The sequence below is a fragment of the Dyella sp. GSA-30 genome (assembly GCF_027924605.1).
Lineage (GTDB): Bacteria > Pseudomonadota > Gammaproteobacteria > Xanthomonadales > Rhodanobacteraceae > GSA-30.
This window is the reverse complement of sequence record NZ_AP027042.1, coordinates 1,666,197-1,685,182: the sequence shown is the minus strand read 5'-3', so window position 1 is coordinate 1,685,182 and position 18,986 is coordinate 1,666,197. Positions and strand designations below refer to the sequence as shown.

22 protein-coding genes are annotated in these 18,986 nt (G+C 58.0%); 10 read left to right on the top strand and 12 right to left on the bottom strand.

Annotated elements, in window-relative coordinates; all coding sequences use genetic code 11:
* Window positions 1–201 precede the first annotated feature (201 nt).
* Window positions 202–465 carry a hypothetical protein gene (locus QMG46_RS07430; RefSeq protein ID WP_281851854.1) on the top strand — a complete coding sequence of 88 codons (264 nt, stop codon included), beginning with the start codon at window positions 202–204 and terminating at the stop codon, window positions 463–465.
* A 56-nt stretch (window positions 466–521) separates the two neighbouring features.
* Here QMG46_RS07430 and QMG46_RS07425 read toward each other — a convergent pair whose 3' ends face one another.
* The gene (locus QMG46_RS07425) at window positions 522–902 is read right to left on the bottom strand and encodes a winged helix-turn-helix transcriptional regulator (RefSeq protein ID WP_281851853.1); all 381 of its coding nucleotides are present in this window, start codon (window positions 900–902) and stop codon (window positions 522–524) included.
* A gap of 84 nt (window positions 903–986) precedes the next feature.
* Here QMG46_RS07425 and QMG46_RS07420 point away from each other — a divergent pair, with 84 nt between their 5' ends.
* The gene (locus QMG46_RS07420; protein ID WP_281851852.1) at window positions 987–2,045 is read left to right on the top strand and encodes an SDR family oxidoreductase; all 1,059 of its coding nucleotides are present in this window, start codon (window positions 987–989) and stop codon (window positions 2,043–2,045) included.
* 2 nt (window positions 2,046–2,047) lie between these two features.
* Here the strand turns inward: QMG46_RS07420 and QMG46_RS07415 are convergent, their stop codons facing one another.
* Complete coding sequence (locus QMG46_RS07415) at window positions 2,048–2,302, bottom strand: DUF2164 domain-containing protein (protein WP_281851851.1); 255 nt, start codon at window positions 2,300–2,302, stop codon at window positions 2,048–2,050.
* A gap of 22 nt (window positions 2,303–2,324) precedes the next feature.
* A complete protein-coding gene (locus QMG46_RS07410) occupies window positions 2,325–2,825 on the bottom strand; it encodes a hypothetical protein (RefSeq protein ID WP_281851850.1) in 501 nt (166 codons plus the stop codon).
* A gap of 155 nt (window positions 2,826–2,980) precedes the next feature.
* Here QMG46_RS07410 and QMG46_RS07405 point away from each other — a divergent pair, with 155 nt between their 5' ends.
* On the top strand, window positions 2,981–3,697 hold the full coding sequence (locus tag QMG46_RS07405) for a hypothetical protein (RefSeq protein ID WP_281851849.1): 717 nt from the start codon (window positions 2,981–2,983) through the stop codon (window positions 3,695–3,697).
* 1 nt (window position 3,698) lies between these two features.
* On the opposite strand, the gene QMG46_RS07400 is transcribed toward QMG46_RS07405, so the two are convergent.
* Window positions 3,699–4,301, bottom strand: a complete 603-nt coding sequence (locus QMG46_RS07400; RefSeq protein ID WP_281851848.1) for a TetR/AcrR family transcriptional regulator — start codon at window positions 4,299–4,301, stop codon at window positions 3,699–3,701.
* A gap of 204 nt (window positions 4,302–4,505) precedes the next feature.
* Here QMG46_RS07400 and QMG46_RS07395 point away from each other — a divergent pair, with 204 nt between their 5' ends.
* The gene (locus QMG46_RS07395) at window positions 4,506–5,264 is read left to right on the top strand and encodes an SDR family oxidoreductase (RefSeq protein WP_281851847.1); all 759 of its coding nucleotides are present in this window, start codon (window positions 4,506–4,508) and stop codon (window positions 5,262–5,264) included.
* Window positions 5,265–5,516: 252 nt separating this feature from the next.
* On the opposite strand, the gene QMG46_RS07390 is transcribed toward QMG46_RS07395, so the two are convergent.
* From QMG46_RS07390 to QMG46_RS07380, 3 genes are all read right to left on the bottom strand, one after another.
* Window positions 5,517–6,434, bottom strand: a complete 918-nt coding sequence (locus QMG46_RS07390; RefSeq protein WP_281851846.1) for a M14 family metallopeptidase — start codon at window positions 6,432–6,434, stop codon at window positions 5,517–5,519.
* A 423-nt stretch (window positions 6,435–6,857) separates the two neighbouring features.
* The gene (locus QMG46_RS07385) at window positions 6,858–7,055 is read right to left on the bottom strand and encodes a hypothetical protein (protein ID WP_281851845.1); all 198 of its coding nucleotides are present in this window, start codon (window positions 7,053–7,055) and stop codon (window positions 6,858–6,860) included.
* Between the two features lie 143 nt (window positions 7,056–7,198).
* Window positions 7,199–7,648, bottom strand: coding sequence for an SMI1/KNR4 family protein (locus QMG46_RS07380; protein ID WP_281851844.1), 450 nt, complete (start codon window positions 7,646–7,648; stop codon window positions 7,199–7,201).
* 165 nt (window positions 7,649–7,813) lie between these two features.
* On the opposite strand from QMG46_RS07380, the gene QMG46_RS07375 reads away from it, so the two are divergent.
* Both QMG46_RS07375 and QMG46_RS07370 read left to right on the top strand, forming a co-directional pair.
* Entirely contained in the window at window positions 7,814–8,509 is a 696-nt protein-coding gene (locus tag QMG46_RS07375) for a DUF4386 domain-containing protein (RefSeq protein ID WP_281851843.1), read from the top strand.
* A gap of 98 nt (window positions 8,510–8,607) precedes the next feature.
* Window positions 8,608–9,483, top strand: coding sequence for a VOC family protein (locus QMG46_RS07370; RefSeq protein ID WP_281851842.1), 876 nt, complete (start codon window positions 8,608–8,610; stop codon window positions 9,481–9,483).
* Window positions 9,484–9,504: 21 nt separating this feature from the next.
* Here QMG46_RS07370 and QMG46_RS07365 read toward each other — a convergent pair whose 3' ends face one another.
* Complete coding sequence (locus QMG46_RS07365) at window positions 9,505–10,035, bottom strand: DUF6630 family protein (RefSeq protein ID WP_281851841.1); 531 nt, start codon at window positions 10,033–10,035, stop codon at window positions 9,505–9,507.
* A gap of 235 nt (window positions 10,036–10,270) precedes the next feature.
* On the opposite strand from QMG46_RS07365, the gene QMG46_RS07360 reads away from it, so the two are divergent.
* Together QMG46_RS07360 and QMG46_RS07355 are read left to right on the top strand one after the other, a co-directional pair.
* Window positions 10,271–11,194: an alpha/beta hydrolase gene (locus QMG46_RS07360; RefSeq protein ID WP_281852834.1), complete on the top strand. Its 924-nt coding sequence runs from the start codon at window positions 10,271–10,273 to the stop codon at window positions 11,192–11,194.
* Window positions 11,195–11,340: 146 nt separating this feature from the next.
* The gene (locus tag QMG46_RS07355) at window positions 11,341–12,186 is read left to right on the top strand and encodes a class I SAM-dependent methyltransferase (protein WP_281851840.1); all 846 of its coding nucleotides are present in this window, start codon (window positions 11,341–11,343) and stop codon (window positions 12,184–12,186) included.
* A 44-nt stretch (window positions 12,187–12,230) separates the two neighbouring features.
* Here the strand turns inward: QMG46_RS07355 and QMG46_RS07350 are convergent, their stop codons facing one another.
* The 3 genes from QMG46_RS07350 to QMG46_RS07340 form a co-directional block, all read right to left on the bottom strand.
* Entirely contained in the window at window positions 12,231–13,400 is a 1,170-nt protein-coding gene (locus tag QMG46_RS07350) for a Fic family protein (protein WP_281851839.1), read from the bottom strand.
* Window positions 13,401–13,483: 83 nt separating this feature from the next.
* A complete protein-coding gene (locus tag QMG46_RS07345) occupies window positions 13,484–13,837 on the bottom strand; it encodes a hypothetical protein (RefSeq protein ID WP_281851838.1) in 354 nt (117 codons plus the stop codon).
* A gap of 373 nt (window positions 13,838–14,210) precedes the next feature.
* Window positions 14,211–14,891: a TetR/AcrR family transcriptional regulator gene (locus tag QMG46_RS07340; protein ID WP_281851837.1), complete on the bottom strand. Its 681-nt coding sequence runs from the start codon at window positions 14,889–14,891 to the stop codon at window positions 14,211–14,213.
* A gap of 101 nt (window positions 14,892–14,992) precedes the next feature.
* Between QMG46_RS07340 and QMG46_RS07335 the strand changes: the two genes are divergently transcribed.
* Window positions 14,993–16,126, top strand: coding sequence for an FAD-dependent oxidoreductase (locus tag QMG46_RS07335; protein ID WP_281851836.1), 1,134 nt, complete (start codon window positions 14,993–14,995; stop codon window positions 16,124–16,126).
* 449 nt (window positions 16,127–16,575) lie between these two features.
* A complete protein-coding gene (locus tag QMG46_RS07330) occupies window positions 16,576–17,958 on the top strand; it encodes a tyrosinase family protein (protein WP_281851835.1) in 1,383 nt (460 codons plus the stop codon).
* Window positions 17,959–18,011: 53 nt separating this feature from the next.
* On the opposite strand, the gene QMG46_RS07325 is transcribed toward QMG46_RS07330, so the two are convergent.
* The gene (locus QMG46_RS07325) at window positions 18,012–18,488 is read right to left on the bottom strand and encodes a hypothetical protein (RefSeq protein WP_281851834.1); all 477 of its coding nucleotides are present in this window, start codon (window positions 18,486–18,488) and stop codon (window positions 18,012–18,014) included.
* Window positions 18,489–18,986 lie beyond the last annotated feature (498 nt).

The window sequence follows — 18,986 nt, the reverse complement described above, 5'->3', positions numbered from 1 at the left end:
CCACCATCAAGTCCTATCTCGACAATAGCGAAGTCGTCGAGGTCAGCGACGAAGGACGTTCGTAGCAGGCAGCTGGATTTATTTCGGAGCGCGAGAAGTCCTGACTCAACAGCGCTGAATGGATTCAGTTGATGTGAATCGCGCTTGCAGTCGTCCAAGGCCCCGGTCAAGCTAGACCGTTTAGTCCAACCGGGAAAAGCCATGTCCGACCAAGAAACCATCATCCAGATCATGCCCGCCGACGGCTGGGTTGCCGTCTATGAAATGGACGGCGAGGAAAGTGCCGAGCCGATCGTCTGCTTTGCGCTCGTCGAATCGATCGAGGACGGCGTCAAGCGCCGTGATGTTCGTCCCATGTGCGCGGACGGCAAGCTGATCGACTTTGCCGACGAAGCGGAGAACTTCGTGCGCGTAGAAGAGCTGGAAACCTTCGACGAAGACGAAGAGGAAGAAGACGCCGAGTAAGGCGGGCGTTATTCCCCTGAGGCGGGAAGGCGAACGATCGCCTTCCTGTCGCACGATCAGCGTCGCCGCGACGTGCTCCTTGGCTTCAAGGCGTCCAGAGCCGACTCATTCGCTCGCGCCCAGTCGTAAAGCCATTCGATCGGCTGAATCATCAGCTGACCCAGTTCGGTAAGCGTGTAATCGACACCCGGCGGGACCGTGTCGTGCACATGCCGGCTCACCAGGCCACTTTCCTCAAGCTCTCGTAGCGTCTGCGTCAGCATTTTCTGGGATATACCCGGCAAGCTCCGATGGAGCACACCTGTCCTGGCACTTCCTGCGTGCTGCGCATACAGCGCGTGCAGGATCATGCTGGTCCACTTGGTGGCGAAGATTTCCAGGACGCGCCGCGGCGCGCAATCCTCGCGCCACTGGTCGTCCGGCGTACCGGGCTTCATAGGGTGGTTACCATTTTGTGCCGACTTGGATTGGCCATGAACTGCATCTATGGTGCTGCCCATTGGCTTTTTCCAGAGACATCCATGAACAAGGCACTGATTGTTGGATCGACCGGCATCGTCGGCAGCGCCATGGCGCAACTGCTGGTCGACAAGGGCTGGCAGGTTGCTGGCCTCGCGCGCCGTCCCACGGCGCGCGCCGGTGTTACACCGATATCGGCCGATCTGCTCGACGACAATTCGACCCGGCGCGCGCTAGCGGGCGTCGCGCCGTCGCATGTCTACATCACGACATGGTCGCGTCAGGCATCGGAAGCAGAAAACATCCGGGTCAACGCAGCGATGGTGCGTCATGTCCTGGATGCCGTTGGCGACGCCGGCAGCGTCAAACATGTCGCGCTGGTCACGGGGCTTAAACACTATCTGGGACCGTTCGAAGCCTACGGCAAAGGCACGTTGCCGCAAACGCCGTTTCGCGAAGAACAAGGTCGACTGAATATCGACAATTTCTATTACGCCCAGGAAGACGAGGTATTTGCGGCTGCGGCACGCGATGGTTATCACTGGAGCGTACACCGGCCGCACACCATCACCGGCGTCGCCGTCGGCAATGCCATGAACATGGCGACGACACTGGCGGTTTATGCATCCATCTGCCGAGCTACCGGGCGCCCGTTTCAATTCCCCGGTTCGGCCGTGCAATGGAACAGTCTCACCGATATGACCGACGCACGCCTGCTTGCCCGGCACCTGCTATGGGCCTCCACGACGCCGGCCGCGGCTAACGAAGCATTCAATATCGTCAATGGCGATGTCTTCCGCTGGAGTTGGATGTGGAGCCGCATCGCCGAATGGTTCGATATCGAACCGGCGCCATTCGATGGTGTCGTTCGTCCGCTGGAACAGCAGATGGCAAACGATGCAACGATCTGGCGCGATATGGCCGGTCAAAAGCAGCTCGCCGAACCGGATATCCATCGTCTCGTTTCGCCCTGGCATACCGATGCCGACCTGGGCCGCCCGATCGAAGTGGTGACCGATATGTCCAAGAGCCGACGCCTGGGCTTTCTCGATTACCAGCCCAGCGACCAGGCGTTCTTCGATGTGTTCGATCGGCTGCGTCAGGAACGTTTGATTCCCTGACGCTATCTGCTGAAGTCCGTCGGCTTTTCCAACTGATGGATGGCATCGTGGATGTCATCCAGCTTCGCGGCCAGCGCCGCTTGTGCGTCGTAAAGGCCGCGATTGTAGAAATAGACGCCGATCTCCTTGCCGAAGAAATCCAGCAGAAACTCCGCATCGAAGCCGCCGATTTTCTGCTGAAGTTCTTCAGAGAAATACAGCTGAATTTTCCTGACAATCAGGGCCTTTTCTTCGCTGCTGAATTGAATGCTTTCCATCGATCTCAACCGGGTCGCGGGATCAGCGCATCACCAAAGACACTTCACTGTGGTCGTCCTGTTGCACCAGCAGCACCTTGCCATCGCGCTTGACCAGCTGATCCGTGCGCTTGCCGCTGATATGCAGGCGACCGATATCGAACTGGTAGGTCACATCGACCGTTGCGCTGCGATGATCCGGGGCAAACGCCACGTTGTTTTGCTGGTTGTTGTAGCTCACATTCAACGGCACATGCGCAGCTTCGGCCGCCTCGCGCAGCCGCGCGATGGACCTTTGCATGTCATCGCAATACTTGGCCTTGTCCAGCTCCTGGCGTACCGACTCGCCGCGCACTTGCGAGACAGAGGTTCCATGAAAGTCATCGGCTACGAGCGCGCATGATGCCTTCACGTCGAGTTCGGCGGTCGTCTTGCTGTCCATAACGTAGAAGTCGGCAATGGCGCTGTCGCTCAATTGCCGCGCATGCATATAGCTCCACCCCGCCAGCACGATCAGTACGGCGCCGAGTATATATATCCGCATATGTTTCCCCTTGTGGACGTCACTGTCCGACGACGCATGGTGCGCAGCTCCAGCGCGGTAGTCAACTGCCCGGATGGCGGGCCAAGTACCGCCGACTCATGGCAATATTTCGGTCAACATATGAAATGGCAAGCCGCCCCCATGGAAGCAGACTCATGACGAAACGATCGATGGTTTTGACCGCTCGAGCCGCTGGCATCTGCATGCTGCTTTTTTGGTGCGCTGCTTCTACAGCCAATCCATGGGTCCGACGGGCCTGCATGGATGAATCAGGCAGCCCCGAAAATCCGACCTGTCGAGGCGACGTTTGCGAGAACGCGGGAACCGGTCTTTCGCAGGTGTGGGAGGCACTCAAACCTTGCCTTGCATCAAACTCCGGTTACCTCGAAAGCAGCGTCCTTGAACGGTCGCTGGCATTTACATTCGCGGACAAAACCACCTTGGGCAAGACCGATCTTTATGCCTACGAAGGCGCAAAGGATGGGTTGTCGGTCAGACTGGAGATCGAGCATGACGATGGCCGACACCTCAATTGGGAAACCTATCAGTACTTGAACTCCAATAGACAGATAGCGCGCTCCATCTTCAAAGTCGCTACACGAAGCTATGTCGGTCCACTCACCTTAAAGAAAGCCGAGACCGACCTGGCCGACATGGGTTTCAAACAGTCCGGCACGATCAGACTGTACCCGGGCGTGGAGATATACACGAAAGACGAAGGACTCGAGCAGGTATGGCTTTATTTCGATGAGCCAGTCGAGGTCGCACCTACCGTCGAATCAATCACCGTGAAGGGCTTTGCCAACAAGCCGTCGACCATCGACACCAGAAAGATGGCGCAGCGAATCCAGGCACAACAGATGTCGTCGTGATTTATGCGACCGAGGATACAAAACCGGCGCCAACTGCCTGCCGTCCATCCTCCAGTATTTCATCAGCGAGAGCGGGATCTGCCTCGACGACGGCGCGCGAAAGCAGCAGCGCCCCCACCATCTGACTGAAAAGCGCGATAGCGGCTTTTCGCTTTTCATGTGAATTTTCGCCGTCGATCACGCTCGCCAGCTGTTCGAAATTTCGCGCCAGACCTTGCGCATAAGATTGCTGCGCCTGGGTGCTTAATCGCCGGATATCACCGGCAAACCCGCTGATCGGGCAGCCTTCCTCGATATCAGCGCGGTGCTCGGAAGAGAGATACCACTCGATTCGCCGCCGAAGCGGATCGGCCGCCTCCGCATGGGCTGCTTCGACGCTGGCGACGAATTGGGCTGCAGCGCCATCCATAGCGTCGCCCATGACGGTGGCGACCAGGGCATCTTTCGATTTGAAGTGGTTGTAGAAGCCCCCCTGAGTGAAACCCGCAGCCTTGGTCAGTTCGGCCAGCCCCACAGCGGCCACCCCCCGATCGCGGAATAGCTTTGCCGCAGCAGCGACGATAGCTTGTTTATTTTCAATAGCTTGCTGCTTTGAAACGCCCATATTCCGACTCCTGAGCAACGCCCTGTTCGCTTTTTACTTCAACTCACAATGGTAATCACCATTGACTTGCGGCATGGACGATATCACACTGCCAAAACTCAATTGTGATCACCATTGTGATTTCCTAGCGCCTATTGCGGCCGGACACATCGTGTCATCCGCACTGAAAGCGGGAAGCCCGAACCAATCCCAAAGAGAACTCCCATGAAGCTCACTGGCAACACTGTCTTTATTACCGGCGGCGGCTCCGGTATCGGCCGCGCACTCGCCGAAGCGCTGCATAGGCTCGGCAACAAGGTCATCATCGCTGGCCGGCGGCGTCACCGTCTCGATGAAGCGATCGCAGCCAACCCAGGCATGGAAGCGATCGAGCTCGACATCACCGACCCGGCTAGCATCGAGCGCGCAGCGGCGACGTTGATTGCCGATCACCCCGAACTTAACGTCCTCATCAACAACGCCGGCATCATGGAGCCCGACACCGTCGCCGGAAAGATCGACGAGGCACTGCTGACCTCGACCATCAGCACAAACCTGCTCGGGCCGATCCGCATGACATCGGCGTTGATCGAACACCTGAAGACCAAGCACAACGGGATTGTGGCGTACACGAGTTCGGTAGTTGCGTTTGTGCCGCTGGCCGTTACCGGCGTTTATTCATCGACCAAGGCAGCACTTCACTCCTACGCCCTGTCGCAACGCTTCATGCTCCGCCATACCGGTGTTCGCGTCATCGAGATCGCGCCACCTTGGGTACGCACCGAACTCATGAACAGCGAGGAAGCCGAACTGGCCATGCCGTTGGATGAGTTCATCGCCGAAACGATGGCAATTCTTGGCACGGACGCGGACGAGAATGTGGTTGAAGCGGCCAAGCCGTTCCGTGCCAACGTGGGGCCGGGCGAGCATGACTTCGTCAATGGCTTCAACGAGCAGGCGCTTGCGTTGTTTGGTGGTGGCTAAGCTGACAGTTGGCGGCAACGATCACGTCAGCTAGAAATCCTCACACCCATCGTCATCCCGGCGCAGGCCGGGATCCAGTGGCTTCGGTTTCCGGTTTTCGCACTAGAGCAAACGCTCGATGGCTTTCGCGACAACCGATTGCAAAGTCGCTGGATCCCGGCCTGCGCCGGGATGACGAGTAGGTTAGCTTTTCGAGAAATTCCGATATCGCTCGATCAAAGCGCCTCAAGATTCATGTACAAACGTTGCCCCTCACGCACCCAAAGCAAAATCGATAGCCGCACAAACCGCCGCCACCTGCGCCGCATTGCATTGCTCCGGCGTAGCACGCGGGCTATCGGGATAAACCTCGGTAGTAGTGGTGTAGCGAGCATGGGTCATACCGGCACAAAGGCCGAGCTTTCTTAGCGCGTAGTTGATGATGCCTGGCCCCACGACCGGCGAACCAATGATTTCGCCCTTGGCATCAGCCGGAGCAATATGGGTGACCTTGGCCACCGCCTCGATCACGGCGCTCTGGAATGCCGGTTGCGGGTTCTCGGTATCGCCCACCAGGTAGAACCCATCAGGGATCTCGCCCGGCTCGTAGCTCAATCCATCGCGCGCGGCCAAGGCCGGACGAAACTCGGATTCGTCGGTGTCGGTGGTTTCGTGTAAATCGATATGCACCAGCACACGATCACGGAAAGGTGCGACCAACCCCATCAGCGCTGCCGATTCCTGCGCAGGACTGCTATCGCGGAACGAGCGGTTCGGATCCAGCGCCTGTGCGTTCCAGCGATGAATCCGTTCGTAAGCCCACGGGCTGACGCAAGGCGCAACGATCAGATTGACCCGCCCTTCATAAGCCGCGGCGTGTTGATCGACAAACTGCAAGGCCCCGTGCACGCCGCTGGTTTCGTAACCGTGCACGCCACCCGTTACCAGCACGATGGGTAACTCGTCGTTCCATTGGCGGCTCTTGATCGCCATCAGCGGATAACTGTCGGGGTGGTAATTCAGGCTGCCGTACTGCACAACGTCAAAGCGCGATCGCAGTGCCTCAATCTTGCTCAAGACGTCCGCCTCGTAGCTCCGCTGGCGTTTTTGCCGTGACAACCATTCGGACACCTCGGCTGGCCCCCATCGCGTACCGGGGTTGCCAATCGGATAAGTGGCTTGAGTGTTCATGCTTTGATCCGCTCCGCAGTGCTTAAAGTTAGGTGGTGAACTTTAGCACCGGTGACCAGCCCCATCTGTGGGGGCATGCACCCCTGCGCAACAGTTATGGCAGGTAGTAGAAAAGGACGACGCCTAGTAGCGCAGACAGATGGGATCCAACTCCGATAATCAACGCACTAAGCAATCCAACGAGTGCTACTCGAAGTTTACCGACCCGTTTCCAACCGCCAGCGTCGCGAATAGTAACCAGAACAACCCCAAAGGTAGCCAGCGCCGTTGTGAATACGGGAGCTATGGTTCTAGCTGCATCCGAGAAAGGTAAGCCGGGCAGCATGGCGAGTACGGTCAGGAACACTGAAGCAAACAAGCCGACGATCATGCATCCCACTGTTCTCCAACCACGCGTGCTTCGTTGCGGCTCAGCTGAAACATTCACTGGCTCGAACCTTCATTCAGCGAGGGGATTTCGAAGGCATCACTACCCAACTCTCTTTTCATGGCCTGGAGCACCAAACAGAATATGTCATCCATTGATAAATCGAGCATCTTCAACCAATCACTGGCGCAGAAAACTTCATGATCATCATCTGTGTACATCGGGCAATTGAGCAGGCGTTCACTGAGCGGCATAGGCACCCCCGCTCGAATGGGTGACGTATATCCTTGGCGCTTCTTCTTTCATGCCGATCACTGTCCATGCGGCAAGGAAACACTAGAGGCGCGTACAAAGCAGCCAGATTCCTCCACCGAAGAGCAACACCTACTGCTTGGATCTACTCCGTCGTAGCCTCATAGAGCTGCGCTCGAAACATCTCAAAGGACCGCTCGATCAGAAAGATGGCACCATTGTCCGGATCATAAAGATAAATGTAGCCATAGTCCGAATCGCGCAACGACATAAAGATGGCGTGGCCACCGGCGTCATAGGCGAAGGGAACAAACGTCGACCTGGCCCACGTGCCGACATCGTGATCGCTCGGCGTGATATCGCCATAGTCTTCGACTAGTGTTTCGATGGTCAGCGTCCCGTACTTGATCGGGTTGAAGCCATGAACGGGCAGTCCCCAACGCCCCGCCTCGACATCGTCCTCCAAAGGGGAGCCGCCGTTGTCGCGCAAATAATGCAATCGGAATGAGTCCGGCAGCGAGCGGCAAAAGAGCGTCTCGAACTGGCGAAATTCCGCATCGACTATGGGTTGTTCCTGATCGACTAACTCGGCCATCTATCGAACCCCTTATTCCCTCAACAAATTGCTCCCCCTTGCCGCCCTGGATCATACCGGCCGATGTCTTATGGCACACGCTAAAGCCCAGCGGCCTGGATAATGTCCATTGTGAAGCATGGTTTCCAGGTAGATTCAGATGTGAGCTAAAAAAGGGGAAAACAGATGAGCCACGAAAGCAAGCTCGCTCGATTGGCGGGCCTCTTGTATCTCATCGTCGTCATCGCAGGGGTATTCAGGCTGGTCTACGTCCCCTCGCATATCCTCGTCTCCGATGATATGCACGCAACAATCAATCGCATTGCTGCGTCCGAGCTCCTGTTTCGAGCGGGTATTGCCAGCGCCCTGGTCGAACAGGTGGCGTTTCTGCTCCTGCCTCTGGCTCTCTTCTACCTTTTGCAATCCGTCAGCAAGCCGATTGCGGTTCTCATGACGGCCTTTGTCGCTGTCAGTGTCCCAATCGCGCTGGCTGGCCTGGGCCATCAGCTGGACGTGTTGGACCTGTTAAGCGATGTCCGCAAACAGCCTTTTGCGCCGGGACAGCTGGAGTTGCTGGTCAAGCAATCCTTCGACGCCTATGACAACCAGCTACGGATCACGGAGTTGTTCTGGGGACTATGGCTATTGCCTTTTGGCTACCTGGTCTTCAAGTCCGGGTTGCTACCCAGAATCCTCGGAATCTTCCTGATGCTCGGCTGCTTCAGCTATGTCGTAGAGGTGTTTGGCAGCATCCTGTTTGCTCAGTATTCGAGTACCGCCATTGCACACTACATACGAATGCCCGCTGCTGTAGGCGAGATCGGCACCTGCTTCTGGCTCCTTTTGTTTGGTGCGCGCCGCCGCGCCGGGGCAAAGCTCTGAATACCGGGGATCAAGCACAAAACTGACAGATCCACGCCCGCGTTTAGCCATCCATCAAAAGCACTATCGGCATATCGACAGGTTCTCGGGGAACATTCATGCGCAGACTTCTGCTTTGCTCTGTCTTCGCTGTGAGCTATCTATTCGGTACGCAGAACACAGGTGCCGAGCCGAATGAAACGCCGCCCGCCGCTGGCCTGAGTCATGTGCCGGTTGCCGTCAAGAACCTGAGCGAGGCCTCGGCCGACTTTGCCCGTCTGGGCTTTGTCCTCAAACCCGGGCACCTGCACGACGATGGCATTCAAAACAACCACGTGAAATTTCCGGACGGAACGGAAATCGAATTGATCAGCGCATCCCGCACGGTCGACTCGATCACTGCCTCCTATGTCACGTTTCTGGCGCGAGGAGACGGGCCTGCCTTCCTCGCGCTCTATGCTCCGGATCTTCAGCGCGTTGCCGCATGGCTGGATAAAGCACAACTGCAATACACGCGGGAGGATGGGTTGATCTCCCTAGCCGAGAACGGGCCTCATCCAGATATCTTCTTTGCTGGCTTGAACCACTCGCCCACCGATCTCCCCCGGTACTTTCAGCATCCCAACGGCGCGACACGGCTGCTCGCTGTCTGGATGGTTGGTAAGGATTTCGTGGCGGAGCGCAGTCTTTTTCGTGGCCTCGGCGCGACATCGGCAACTAGCGTGACCCGCATGCCGAAGAAGACGTCCGTTGAAACCATGCGCTTCAAACAAGGCGAGATACGTCTGCTACCAATGAGCTATCAGGTAGTGCCCGGCCATCGCATCGTTGGCGTTACGGTCCAAACATCCGATCTGGGCAAGGTGAGGCGCTCGCTTCGCGCAGCCGGTCTCGGCATCCCGCCTGAGATAACTTCCAGTGACGGGAAGAGTCTGTTCGTTCCGCCAACGCTTGCACGCGGCATGTGGATTGAGTTTCGGGAGACGAAGCCCTAGGCGATCCGTCGCTCGTTTAATTCAACCCGCCTCGCTACCCAGGCGTAGATGGACACCAAGCTCCCGGGCCAGCTCGCGCATCGGCTCGACATCGCGACTGAGCGTCATCCAGCCGGCGAAGCTTTCATCATCGGTATCTCGCAGCCACAAGGTGTAGCCATGTGGAGCAAGATTGTCATAGGCGACGGCGAGCAGTTCCTCCGCATCGACATGGGCATGGAAATCGTCGTCGTCCGGATCGCCGTTCCAGTCGATCGCCAGATTCCAGCGCGCGCCCAGTTCATCGATCGCCTGCACCAGCGCATGCGTGTCTTCGGCATCCACATGAAAGGTCGCACGCCAGTCGGCCACCTGCCCCACGACCTGCGCCACGTCGATCTCATCCTCATGCGTATCGCCCACCGCATCGCGGTAGGCCGCGAACTGCTGCAGCGCCGCGTCGTCGTCGCCCGGGTTGATCAACAGCAGGAGCTGCCAGACCTGGGCATCCAGCGACGTATCATCTTCGTCGAAGGGATGGTCGGTATCGAAGTCGTCGTCGGAGCTATTCATGGCTGCGCCACCCAATGTCAGGGCGGCATCATCTCATTCGGAAGTACGCTCGAAAACAGGCGTGTGCTTCGTTTGTCCCGGCGCCTGGGTGTTTGCCCGAAAAAATCCATGGCAGTGGCCGCCAGTCGCCCGAGATGGCCTGCAGGATGGAAAAGGGGTTCTACCTGACTTCCCTCCTTGATCATGCCATCTTGGCCGAGCGCCAGAACGGAGAAGCGCCATGAAGCTTTGGACCATAGCCCTGTGCCTGCTGACCCTCTGCGGGAGCGCATATGCGCAAACAACGGTTTGGCAACCCGCTCCAGGGCATACGCAAATACCGCTATGGCCCGGCGTGCCACCCGATCCCAAGCCCATGCCGGGCCCGGAGCACACCGATACCGGCGACAAACTCATCGGTGGCAAGACGATCTCGGGAGTCACCAACGTGTCCCAGCCCACGATGACGGTCTACGCCCCCACCGGGACGAATACAGGCGCTGCGGTCGTCGTGTTCCCGGGCGGTGGATTTGCGGGGTTGGCCATGGATCTTGAGGGCACGGAGGTCTGCGACTGGCTTGCACCCAGAGGCATCACATGCGTGCTGCTGAAATATCGCGTTCCAAGCACACCGTATGAATGGAAATGCGATTGCCGCCCGCACAATTTCGGCCTGTCCATGCCCTCACTGCAGGACGCCCAGAGGGCATTGCGACTGGTCCGTTCGCGCGCCGCGGAGTGGCATATCGATCCACACAAGATCGGCGTGCTCGGGTTCTCGGCGGGCGGGTATCTGGTGGCAGAAACAAGTACCAACTTCAAACGCCACACCTATGCACCGATAGATGCGGTCGACAAGGAAAGTAGCCGCCCGGACTTTGCCGTCGCCATTTATCCCGGGCATCTGGTAACTGACGAGGGGAAGTTCAATCCGAATATCACGGTCTCCCGTGAAACCCCGCCCACGTTCCTGTTGCAGGCTGAAGACGACTACGTGGATGGCGTCAACCAATCGCTGGCTTACTTTGCCGCGCTCAAGAAAGCCGATGTGCCCACGGAGATGCATCTGTACGCGCGCGGCGGGCATGCATTCGGGTTGCGGCCGACGGAGCTTCCGATTACCCACTGGCCTACGCTGGTCGATGCATGGCTGCGGACGATCGGTATCGTCAAGGATTGAGCGCTTGGCCTTTGCGTTTCCTACGAGCGGCCGCTATTGAGCGGCCGTTTTTTTTGTAACGGGCGCTGCCTTTCCTATCGCCGATCCAATCATTCCGCTGCCGTAAGCGCTAATCTCGCCGGCACTCCTGTCCAGTCGCCTGACCCATGAATAGCTCGACTACCGCTTCCGGATTACTTGGCGACACCGCCGCGCGCGACTACTCCGGGAAACTCCGTCGCTTCAACGCCTTCGCCGCGCCGGAACTTCGCGAGGCGATCGCAAGCCTTGCGCTGAAGCCGGGAATGCGCGTTCTGGACGCTGGCTGCGGCACAGGTGAGGCGCTGGGGTGGTTGGCCGCGGAGGTAGCTCCCGAAGGCACAGTTGTCGGCATCGATCTGGCCGTACAGCATGTCAAAGCGGCCCGCGCTGTTGCGCCGGTAGATAGCGCCCTGGTGCTCCAGGCAAACCTCATGGATGCACCCCTGGCCCCTGCAAGCTTCGATCTGATCTGGTCGGTCAACGTCATCAACCATCTCCGCTCGCCGTTGGCCGGCATCCATGCCCTGACCGCCCTGCTTCGCCCGGGTGGCCGTATCGCACTCGGCCAAAGCTCGCTATTGCCGGACATGTACTTTGCGTGGGATTCCAGACTGGAGCGTCTGGTCAATGAAGCGGTGCGCCAGTACTACCGCGACCGGTACCAACTCGACGAACGCGATCTGACCGCCGTACGCGCTATTGTCGGCCTGCTACGCAAAGCTGGGCTAAGAGATGTGCGTGCGCGCACCTTCATGATCGAACGACTGGCACCCGTGCGCCCCGAAGACGAGAACTATCTCGTGGAGGCGATTTTTCGCGACACCTGGGGCTCCCGGTTACAGCCCTATCTGTCTGGCGGCGATTACGAGGAATTGATGCGCTTATGCGACCCACATCATCCGGACTTTGCGCTGCGTCGTACGGATTTTCATTTCTTGCAGAGTTTCACTTTGGTGGTCGGGGAGAGCTGATCCATCCAACTCGTCCTGAATCACTTTTTTTTGCTGGATTAACGTCATTCTCGCTCAAGGCGCTCCAGAATTCGCGTCGCGTGGAAAACACGATTTCGCCTGGCCTTCGGCTCAGACAAGATGCCTCGCTCGACCATGATCTTCACAGCATTATTTGCAGTGACGAAGGAGATACCCAACACCTCCGCTGCGTGAGTCACCGAGATGACTGGGCGACCCAGTAGCAGGCGAGGAAACTGATGCACTGCCGAATTCGCTTTTACGTCGGACAGCGCCTTGACCCACTCATCGTGGATGCCGTTGAGGTCTTTGGCTATCCCCATAGATGTCTCGACGGAGCGGACAACCGCCTCACAAAGAAATGTTACCCATGCATCCCAGCGACCCTGCAGTTGCACGTTTGCCAATACATCGTAGTAGGCACGGCGATACCGGAGCAGGTAGCCGGAAAGGTACAGTGGCGGGTATCCCTCCGCCGCCAGCATCAAAGGCATGATCAAGCGGCCGATTCGACCATTGCCATCAAAGAACGGATGGATCGTTTCGAACTGTGCGTGCGCTACCGCCAATTGCGCCACGATCGACATGGTCCCGAATTCATCCTCTCGAGGCTCGTACTGGAGCATGGAGGTTTCGAGCTCTTCCATGCATCCCGGGATGGCCTCGGGCGGGGGTGGAACGAACGTGGCGTCTTCAATGCGGCCACCACCAATCCAGACCTGCGAATCGCGGTAGTCGCCAGGCCTCAAGCGTGCAGGCGCCTTTTCCAATAGCGCGCGATGCATACCCTTGATCAGGTCGATATTGATAGCACGGCGCCCTTGCTCTCCATCCAAAACCTTTTGACCCATGGCCAAGGCATGGACATAACGCTCCACCTCCGTGACATCGGGTGGCGCGCCGTCTTGTCCCAAGGTGGCCTCGTACTCCAGAAGCTCGGGCAGATTGGTCTTGGTCCCCTCGATCTGAGAACTCTGGACTGCCTCACGCCGCGCCAATGTACGGGTAATCAGATCGGCATTGGGAAGAATGGCGGCCCGCGACCGCAGATTGCCAAGCGCCTCGTGCGCTTTCTGCAACTGCGTATGCATGGCGGCGCTTTGCGGCAACACCCGGGGCGTCGCCGGCGGAATCAAGGCATAGCAGTGGTCGTACGGCTTACCGCACTTGACCAGGTAACGCTGCCGATCTTGACTCACATCCGCCTTGCGCACGGGTCTCTCCCAAGGCTCAAAGCCTTAATAACGACCATCCTTATTAAAGGTTAGCATGCTAACCCTTAATAAGGAGGTTCTTATTAAGGCATGCCGGAGCTGACGCCAGGCGCGCATGCCTCGGCGCCGAGTTTGGATAAGGCCCTGGCAACCTCATCACGGTGCCTGGCACTTTTCATCCACTTAGGAAGGCGCGAAAACATGGCTCCATTGCTGGCGTTCTGCCTGACCCTGAGCTTTGCCGATACGTAGCCCAAGAGTTCCTCGACGTGCCTTTGGTTGTACGCCCATACCGTGCCGAACCGCGTTTCTTTGCTCAGGCGCAATGGCAGGCCGAAATGCGGGTCGATGCATGGGGCGCTGGGACGGGCGATGGCGACGGAAACGGTGATCGCGGTTTCGTGGCCGCATTCCGGACACTGCTTCTGAAGCGTCACCGGGGAGTTCTTTGGCGGTTCGGGAAGTTCGACAGATAAGGCAAGCCATTTGTACCCGCAGTAACCACACGGCTGCCGCCCCTCCAGCTCGACGGGACCAACCCATTCACCAGGCTTTAGTTCAAGCGAACAGCTTGCGCATCGAAATAGGGCACTCCATCCACGGGGGCCCCATTGAGCGGTAACTGTTCCCGCCGCCTCGCATTGAATGCAACGAACAAGAACTTCGTCCGCAAAGGCGCTGAGATACTTACCGGTATCGACGAATCTCTGTGTCATACCCATTTGGCCCACATCCTGGGTGTCGCTCGTTGCCAAGACTATAAACGGTCACGCGCGTTGGAATGGCCTTCTAGCTAACCAAGCAAGGACGTCAACGGCGCCGCGATGCGCCAATACCTTTAAGGATGAGATCGACCCCGGCCAGGAAATCCATGCGATCGTCATGGCCGCCCAACTGCCCGGCGACGCTGCGTGCGAACGGGTATTCCTGCGGATCGAGTTGCGACCAGGCAGTTGCCACCTCATCCAGAAAGCGGGATCGATCGAGGCCGTGCGTCTGAGCGAACTGCGCATTGGCCGCGTTCTGCCCGCCGACGCCAAGGATGTAGCTCAGCAACGCAGATACCGTTGCCCACTGCGCCTGTTCCGGCACGCCAAGCGCCTGAACCTGTTGCCCGATGCGCTCGAGAATGCGCACGGTGGGCAACTGGCCTGGGGCGGCGGTGAGCGCCGAGCCCACCCACGGATGCGCGTCGATGGCATCGAACATGCCCAGGGCAAGGGCACGAATGGTGGCCTCAGGCGTCGCCCCGGTCACACACGCTTCCATCGTGCTGGCGACGACGTGAGCGCTCGCGGCAGTCAGTAGATCGCCCTTGTTGGCGATATGCCAATAAATCGCACCCGGACCGGTGGCAAGCCGCTCGGACAGAGCGCGGAACGTCAAACCGCCCTCTCCGCTGCTGTCCAGAATCTCGATCGACGCTTCGATGATGCGCTCCCGCGAGAGCGATTCTTCACGACGTTTGCTGCTGCGTGCTTTTTTGGCCATGGCCTATCTTGACATAAATGGAACATCGTTCCAATATAATGGAACGACATTCCATAGCCCGCCTGATTCCCTGCAGCAGCCCCAACCCGAAGACAATCACCATGAATACCCCCATCGCAATCATTGGCGCCGGACTCGGCGGCCTGACGCTTGCACGCGTCCTCCACGTTCACGGCATCGCAGCCACGGTCTACGAAGCGGACGCCTCGGCCAATGCGCGAGCGCAGGGCGGCATGCTCGATATCCATGAAAACAACGGGCAGCTAGCGCTCAAGGCGACAGGGCTGTTCGATCAATTCCTTGAAATCATCTACCCCGGTGGCCAGGCAACACGGGTGCTCGACAAGGATGGCCATGTCCTGTTTGAAGATCCCGATGACGGTACAGGCGGTCGACCTGAAGTACCCCGCGGAGAGCTCCGCCGAATCCTGCTCGAATCGCTTCCTGCCGACACCGTTCGTTGGGGACATAAAGTCACCGCCGTGTCTCCGCTTGGCGATGGCCGGCACGCGGTGACCTTTACCGATGGCTCAACCGTGACGGCCAGCCTTCTCGTGGGTGCCGATGGCGCGTGGTCGAAAGTCAGGCCACTCCTTTCCGAGGCGAAGCCTGTATATGTCGGCATCACATTCATCGAAACCTGCCTGTTTGATAGCGACACCCGCCACAAGGCAAGCGCCGAAGCGGTCGCCGGCGGCTCGTTGTTTGCACTGGCACCGGGAAAAGGGATCGCAGCGCACCGCGAACCCAACGGCGTGTTGCACACCTATGTCGAGTTGAACAAACCCAAGGACTGGATCGACAGCATCGATTTCTCTGATCCAGTGACTGCCCGCGCCTGCGTCGCCAAAGAGTTCGACGACTGGGCGCCGGCACTGACCGCACTCATCACCGATGGCGAGACCGATCCCGTGCCTCGACCGATTCATGCGCTCCCGGTCGAGCACCGGTGGAACCGCGTCCCCGGGGTAACACTGCTCGGTGATGCGGCACACCTGATGGCGCCGTCCGGCGAAGGGGCGAATCTCGCCATGTTCGATGGTGCCGAACTCGGAAGGGCCATCGCAGCCAACCCCGGTGACATTGAAGCCGCGCTGATAGCGTATGAGAAGGACCTCTTTCCTCGCAGCGCCTTTGAAGCTGCGGAGTCGGAAAAGATCCTCAATATATGCCTCGGTCCCGGCGCGCCCCAGAGCCTGGTCGATATGTTCGCTCCGAACCCATCCATTGAATAGTTGATAAGCCAGCGGAGCCATGCCGAAGAAAAGCATGATCCCTAATTGATTCAATGAATAGCGAAAACCGTTGCTTACTAAACAAAGCCGATTTCCGGGCGGCAATGAGCCATTTGCCTTCCGATGATAATCGCCTGCATAATGGTTTCAGTTAGGGGAAATAAAATGCACGCCGAGCTTTGTGGCGATGCATCTCATAAAGGCGCACTTGGTTCGTAGTCTGGCTCTTATCAGATCTCTCGACCTTTATTAATTTCAACGCCGGGTAAGCAGTCGTGTTGCTCACCGCATGCCGAGGGGACATGCGTCGGTCGGCTATGCCGGCCAGGAGAAGCACGGGATAAGCATGCCCGCCGAGAATGTCCGTTATCGCGGCGGCTACCGAAACACGACCGGCGGCCCCGCCAGTATGCGTGACCGCTCCTGTTTGATTCATAAGGGGAGTCTCCATGAATTCCAGAAGGCGTTTTCTGAAATCATCGCTGGCCGTTGCACTTGTCCCGCTTCTACCTCGTATCGGCTTTGCCGACGAACCGCTATCCGCCGCGGCAACAGTGACACGTCCGAGCTGGGAAGTATTTCGTCGCGGGCCGCTTTATTCGGTGTATGTCGAGACCATTCGCAAGATGCGCGCGAACACCAATACCAGCGATCCCAATAGCTGGTTTTACTGGGCCAACGTGCATCAGAACTTCTGTCCGCATGGCATCGCCTACTTCCTGGCCTGGCATCGCGGCTATCTGCATCTGTTCGAGCAGAAGCTGCGCGAGATCTCGCGCAACAACGCGCTGGTCGTACCGTACTGGGACTACTACACCAATCCCAATATGCCGGTGGAGTTCCTCGATCCCACATCGCCGCTTTATATCGCCAATCGGCGCAACACCAATGTGCACGCGTCGCTCAGCCTCGACCCGTTCGCCAATCAGATCATCAATTTTCCGCAGGGCGCACCGAATGCATTCGAGCCTTCGGTGGAGAGCCGCCCGCATAACGCCGTGCACAATATCATCGGCGGCGTGATGGCGAATCTTCAGTCGCCCCAGGATCCGATCTTCTGGGTACATCATGCCAATATCGACCGCCTGTGGGCCGCCTGGGTCAAGGCCGGTAACGGCCGCACCATGCCGCCGCCTTCCTCGTCGTACTGGTCGGATATCTTCAACTACGCGCCGGGCGTAAGCTTGCCGCGCAAGGTGACCATCTCGACCGTTGGCCTCGGCTACACGTACGAGAACGAGAACATGCCCAACAGAATCCCACCGGTGAGAGCACCGAACCGACCGCCGCTGATCAAGCTCAAGGCGCTGTCGCCCCAGCTGCTCAGCACACAGACTCTGGGCGGTGGCGAGCAGCTTTCGCTGGACCAGAAATCAGTCAGCGTAGAGGTACCGGTATCCGTCCAGCAGCAACCGCGACTGCGCAATCTGCTAAAGGCAGCTCCCCAGACCGCAGACCTCAGCGCTACGACCAGCATACGCGTAGTGCTTGACGGCGTATCGCTCACCGAACTTGGTCAGAGCGGCGGCTATTACTACAAGGTCTACATCGATCTGCCTGAGCGCGCCAACAGCAAACACGAGGACAGCGACTACCTGCTCGGCACCCTAGGCCCGTTCGAAATCTCTGGCATGCAGCATCATGCCGAGCACGACGGCGGCAGCGTGCAGCTGTCATTTCCGGCCACTGAAGCCCTGCAAGAAATCGGACCGGACAAGCTCGACAAGCTCACCGTATCCTTCATCCGTGTAGATGGCGACACGCCGGTCAAGGGCGCGGTGATCAATATCAAGGCGTTCCGCGTGGAGGCGGGTGACGCGCCGGCGCAATAGAGCGACGAACGTCGAGGAACTGCGAAATGATTCCATAGGTCAGGCCTGCAATGTCAGGCCTGACCCAAGGCGTGCTTATCTGCGAAATACATAAAACGGCCACCCTCTTGTACACACGAGAGAGTAGCTATATCGAAATTTTTATCGAACTGGAAACGCCATGACCAGCCATCCGCACGCTCTTCATCCAGAGCAGGCTCAATCGATATGACACCCCAAGAACCGAGATCGATGGCGAGTACGCCGCTGTCGGTCATGGTCACATCAGTCACTTCGGAACCCATGCATCTGTAGACATCGGACAGAAAAGCCGAGCGCTCATCAAGAAAATCCGCATAAACGGCGCCATTGACCTTCTTGTTGATATGAGCACCGCACGCGAACACAACATCAATATACGAAAGCGACTCGTCTTTCTGCATCAAAAACCGCAATGTGACTTGCAGGCTCAAGATACGAATTTCATCCAGGATCGCGCCTCTCGTTAAATCGCCTGCTAACGATGAGGCGTGGCTTTCATTCAGTTTCATGTCATTTCTCAGGCTCTGAATCCAGGGGAATGTGCGGGGCCTGCCTCTGTTCAATCTTTGGAATGTTTTCCAAATTGCGCTTGGTCTCGGGGTCAACTGGCTGCTGGAATTCCCAGTTCCGTTGGGCGAGATTCCGGTAGCTATCTTCCTATATGGGGTGTGGTCATGGATCGCTACCATCGCTCCTTGCTCATGAGCTTCCGCCGGAACTACCCCCTGAGGATCTACGTATATGTAGGCAACCATTCTTACGAAGTTGTCGCTGCCGGTATCTTCCATTGAACGATTATTGCTGCCTGCCGCTGTCGTTGTAGTTGACCAGCCACCCAGCCTGTCTTGCGCCCGGGTCACCGGGTCTGCACATAGACAGACAATATTTCGATGGGACGCTGGGTGCCGATCGGAACGAAGTCGGGATCGACCACGCTACCGAACCAAGTTTATCGCCTCGCAGATAGTGCATCTTGCCTTAAAGCTCTACAGGCTCGCGGCCATCTC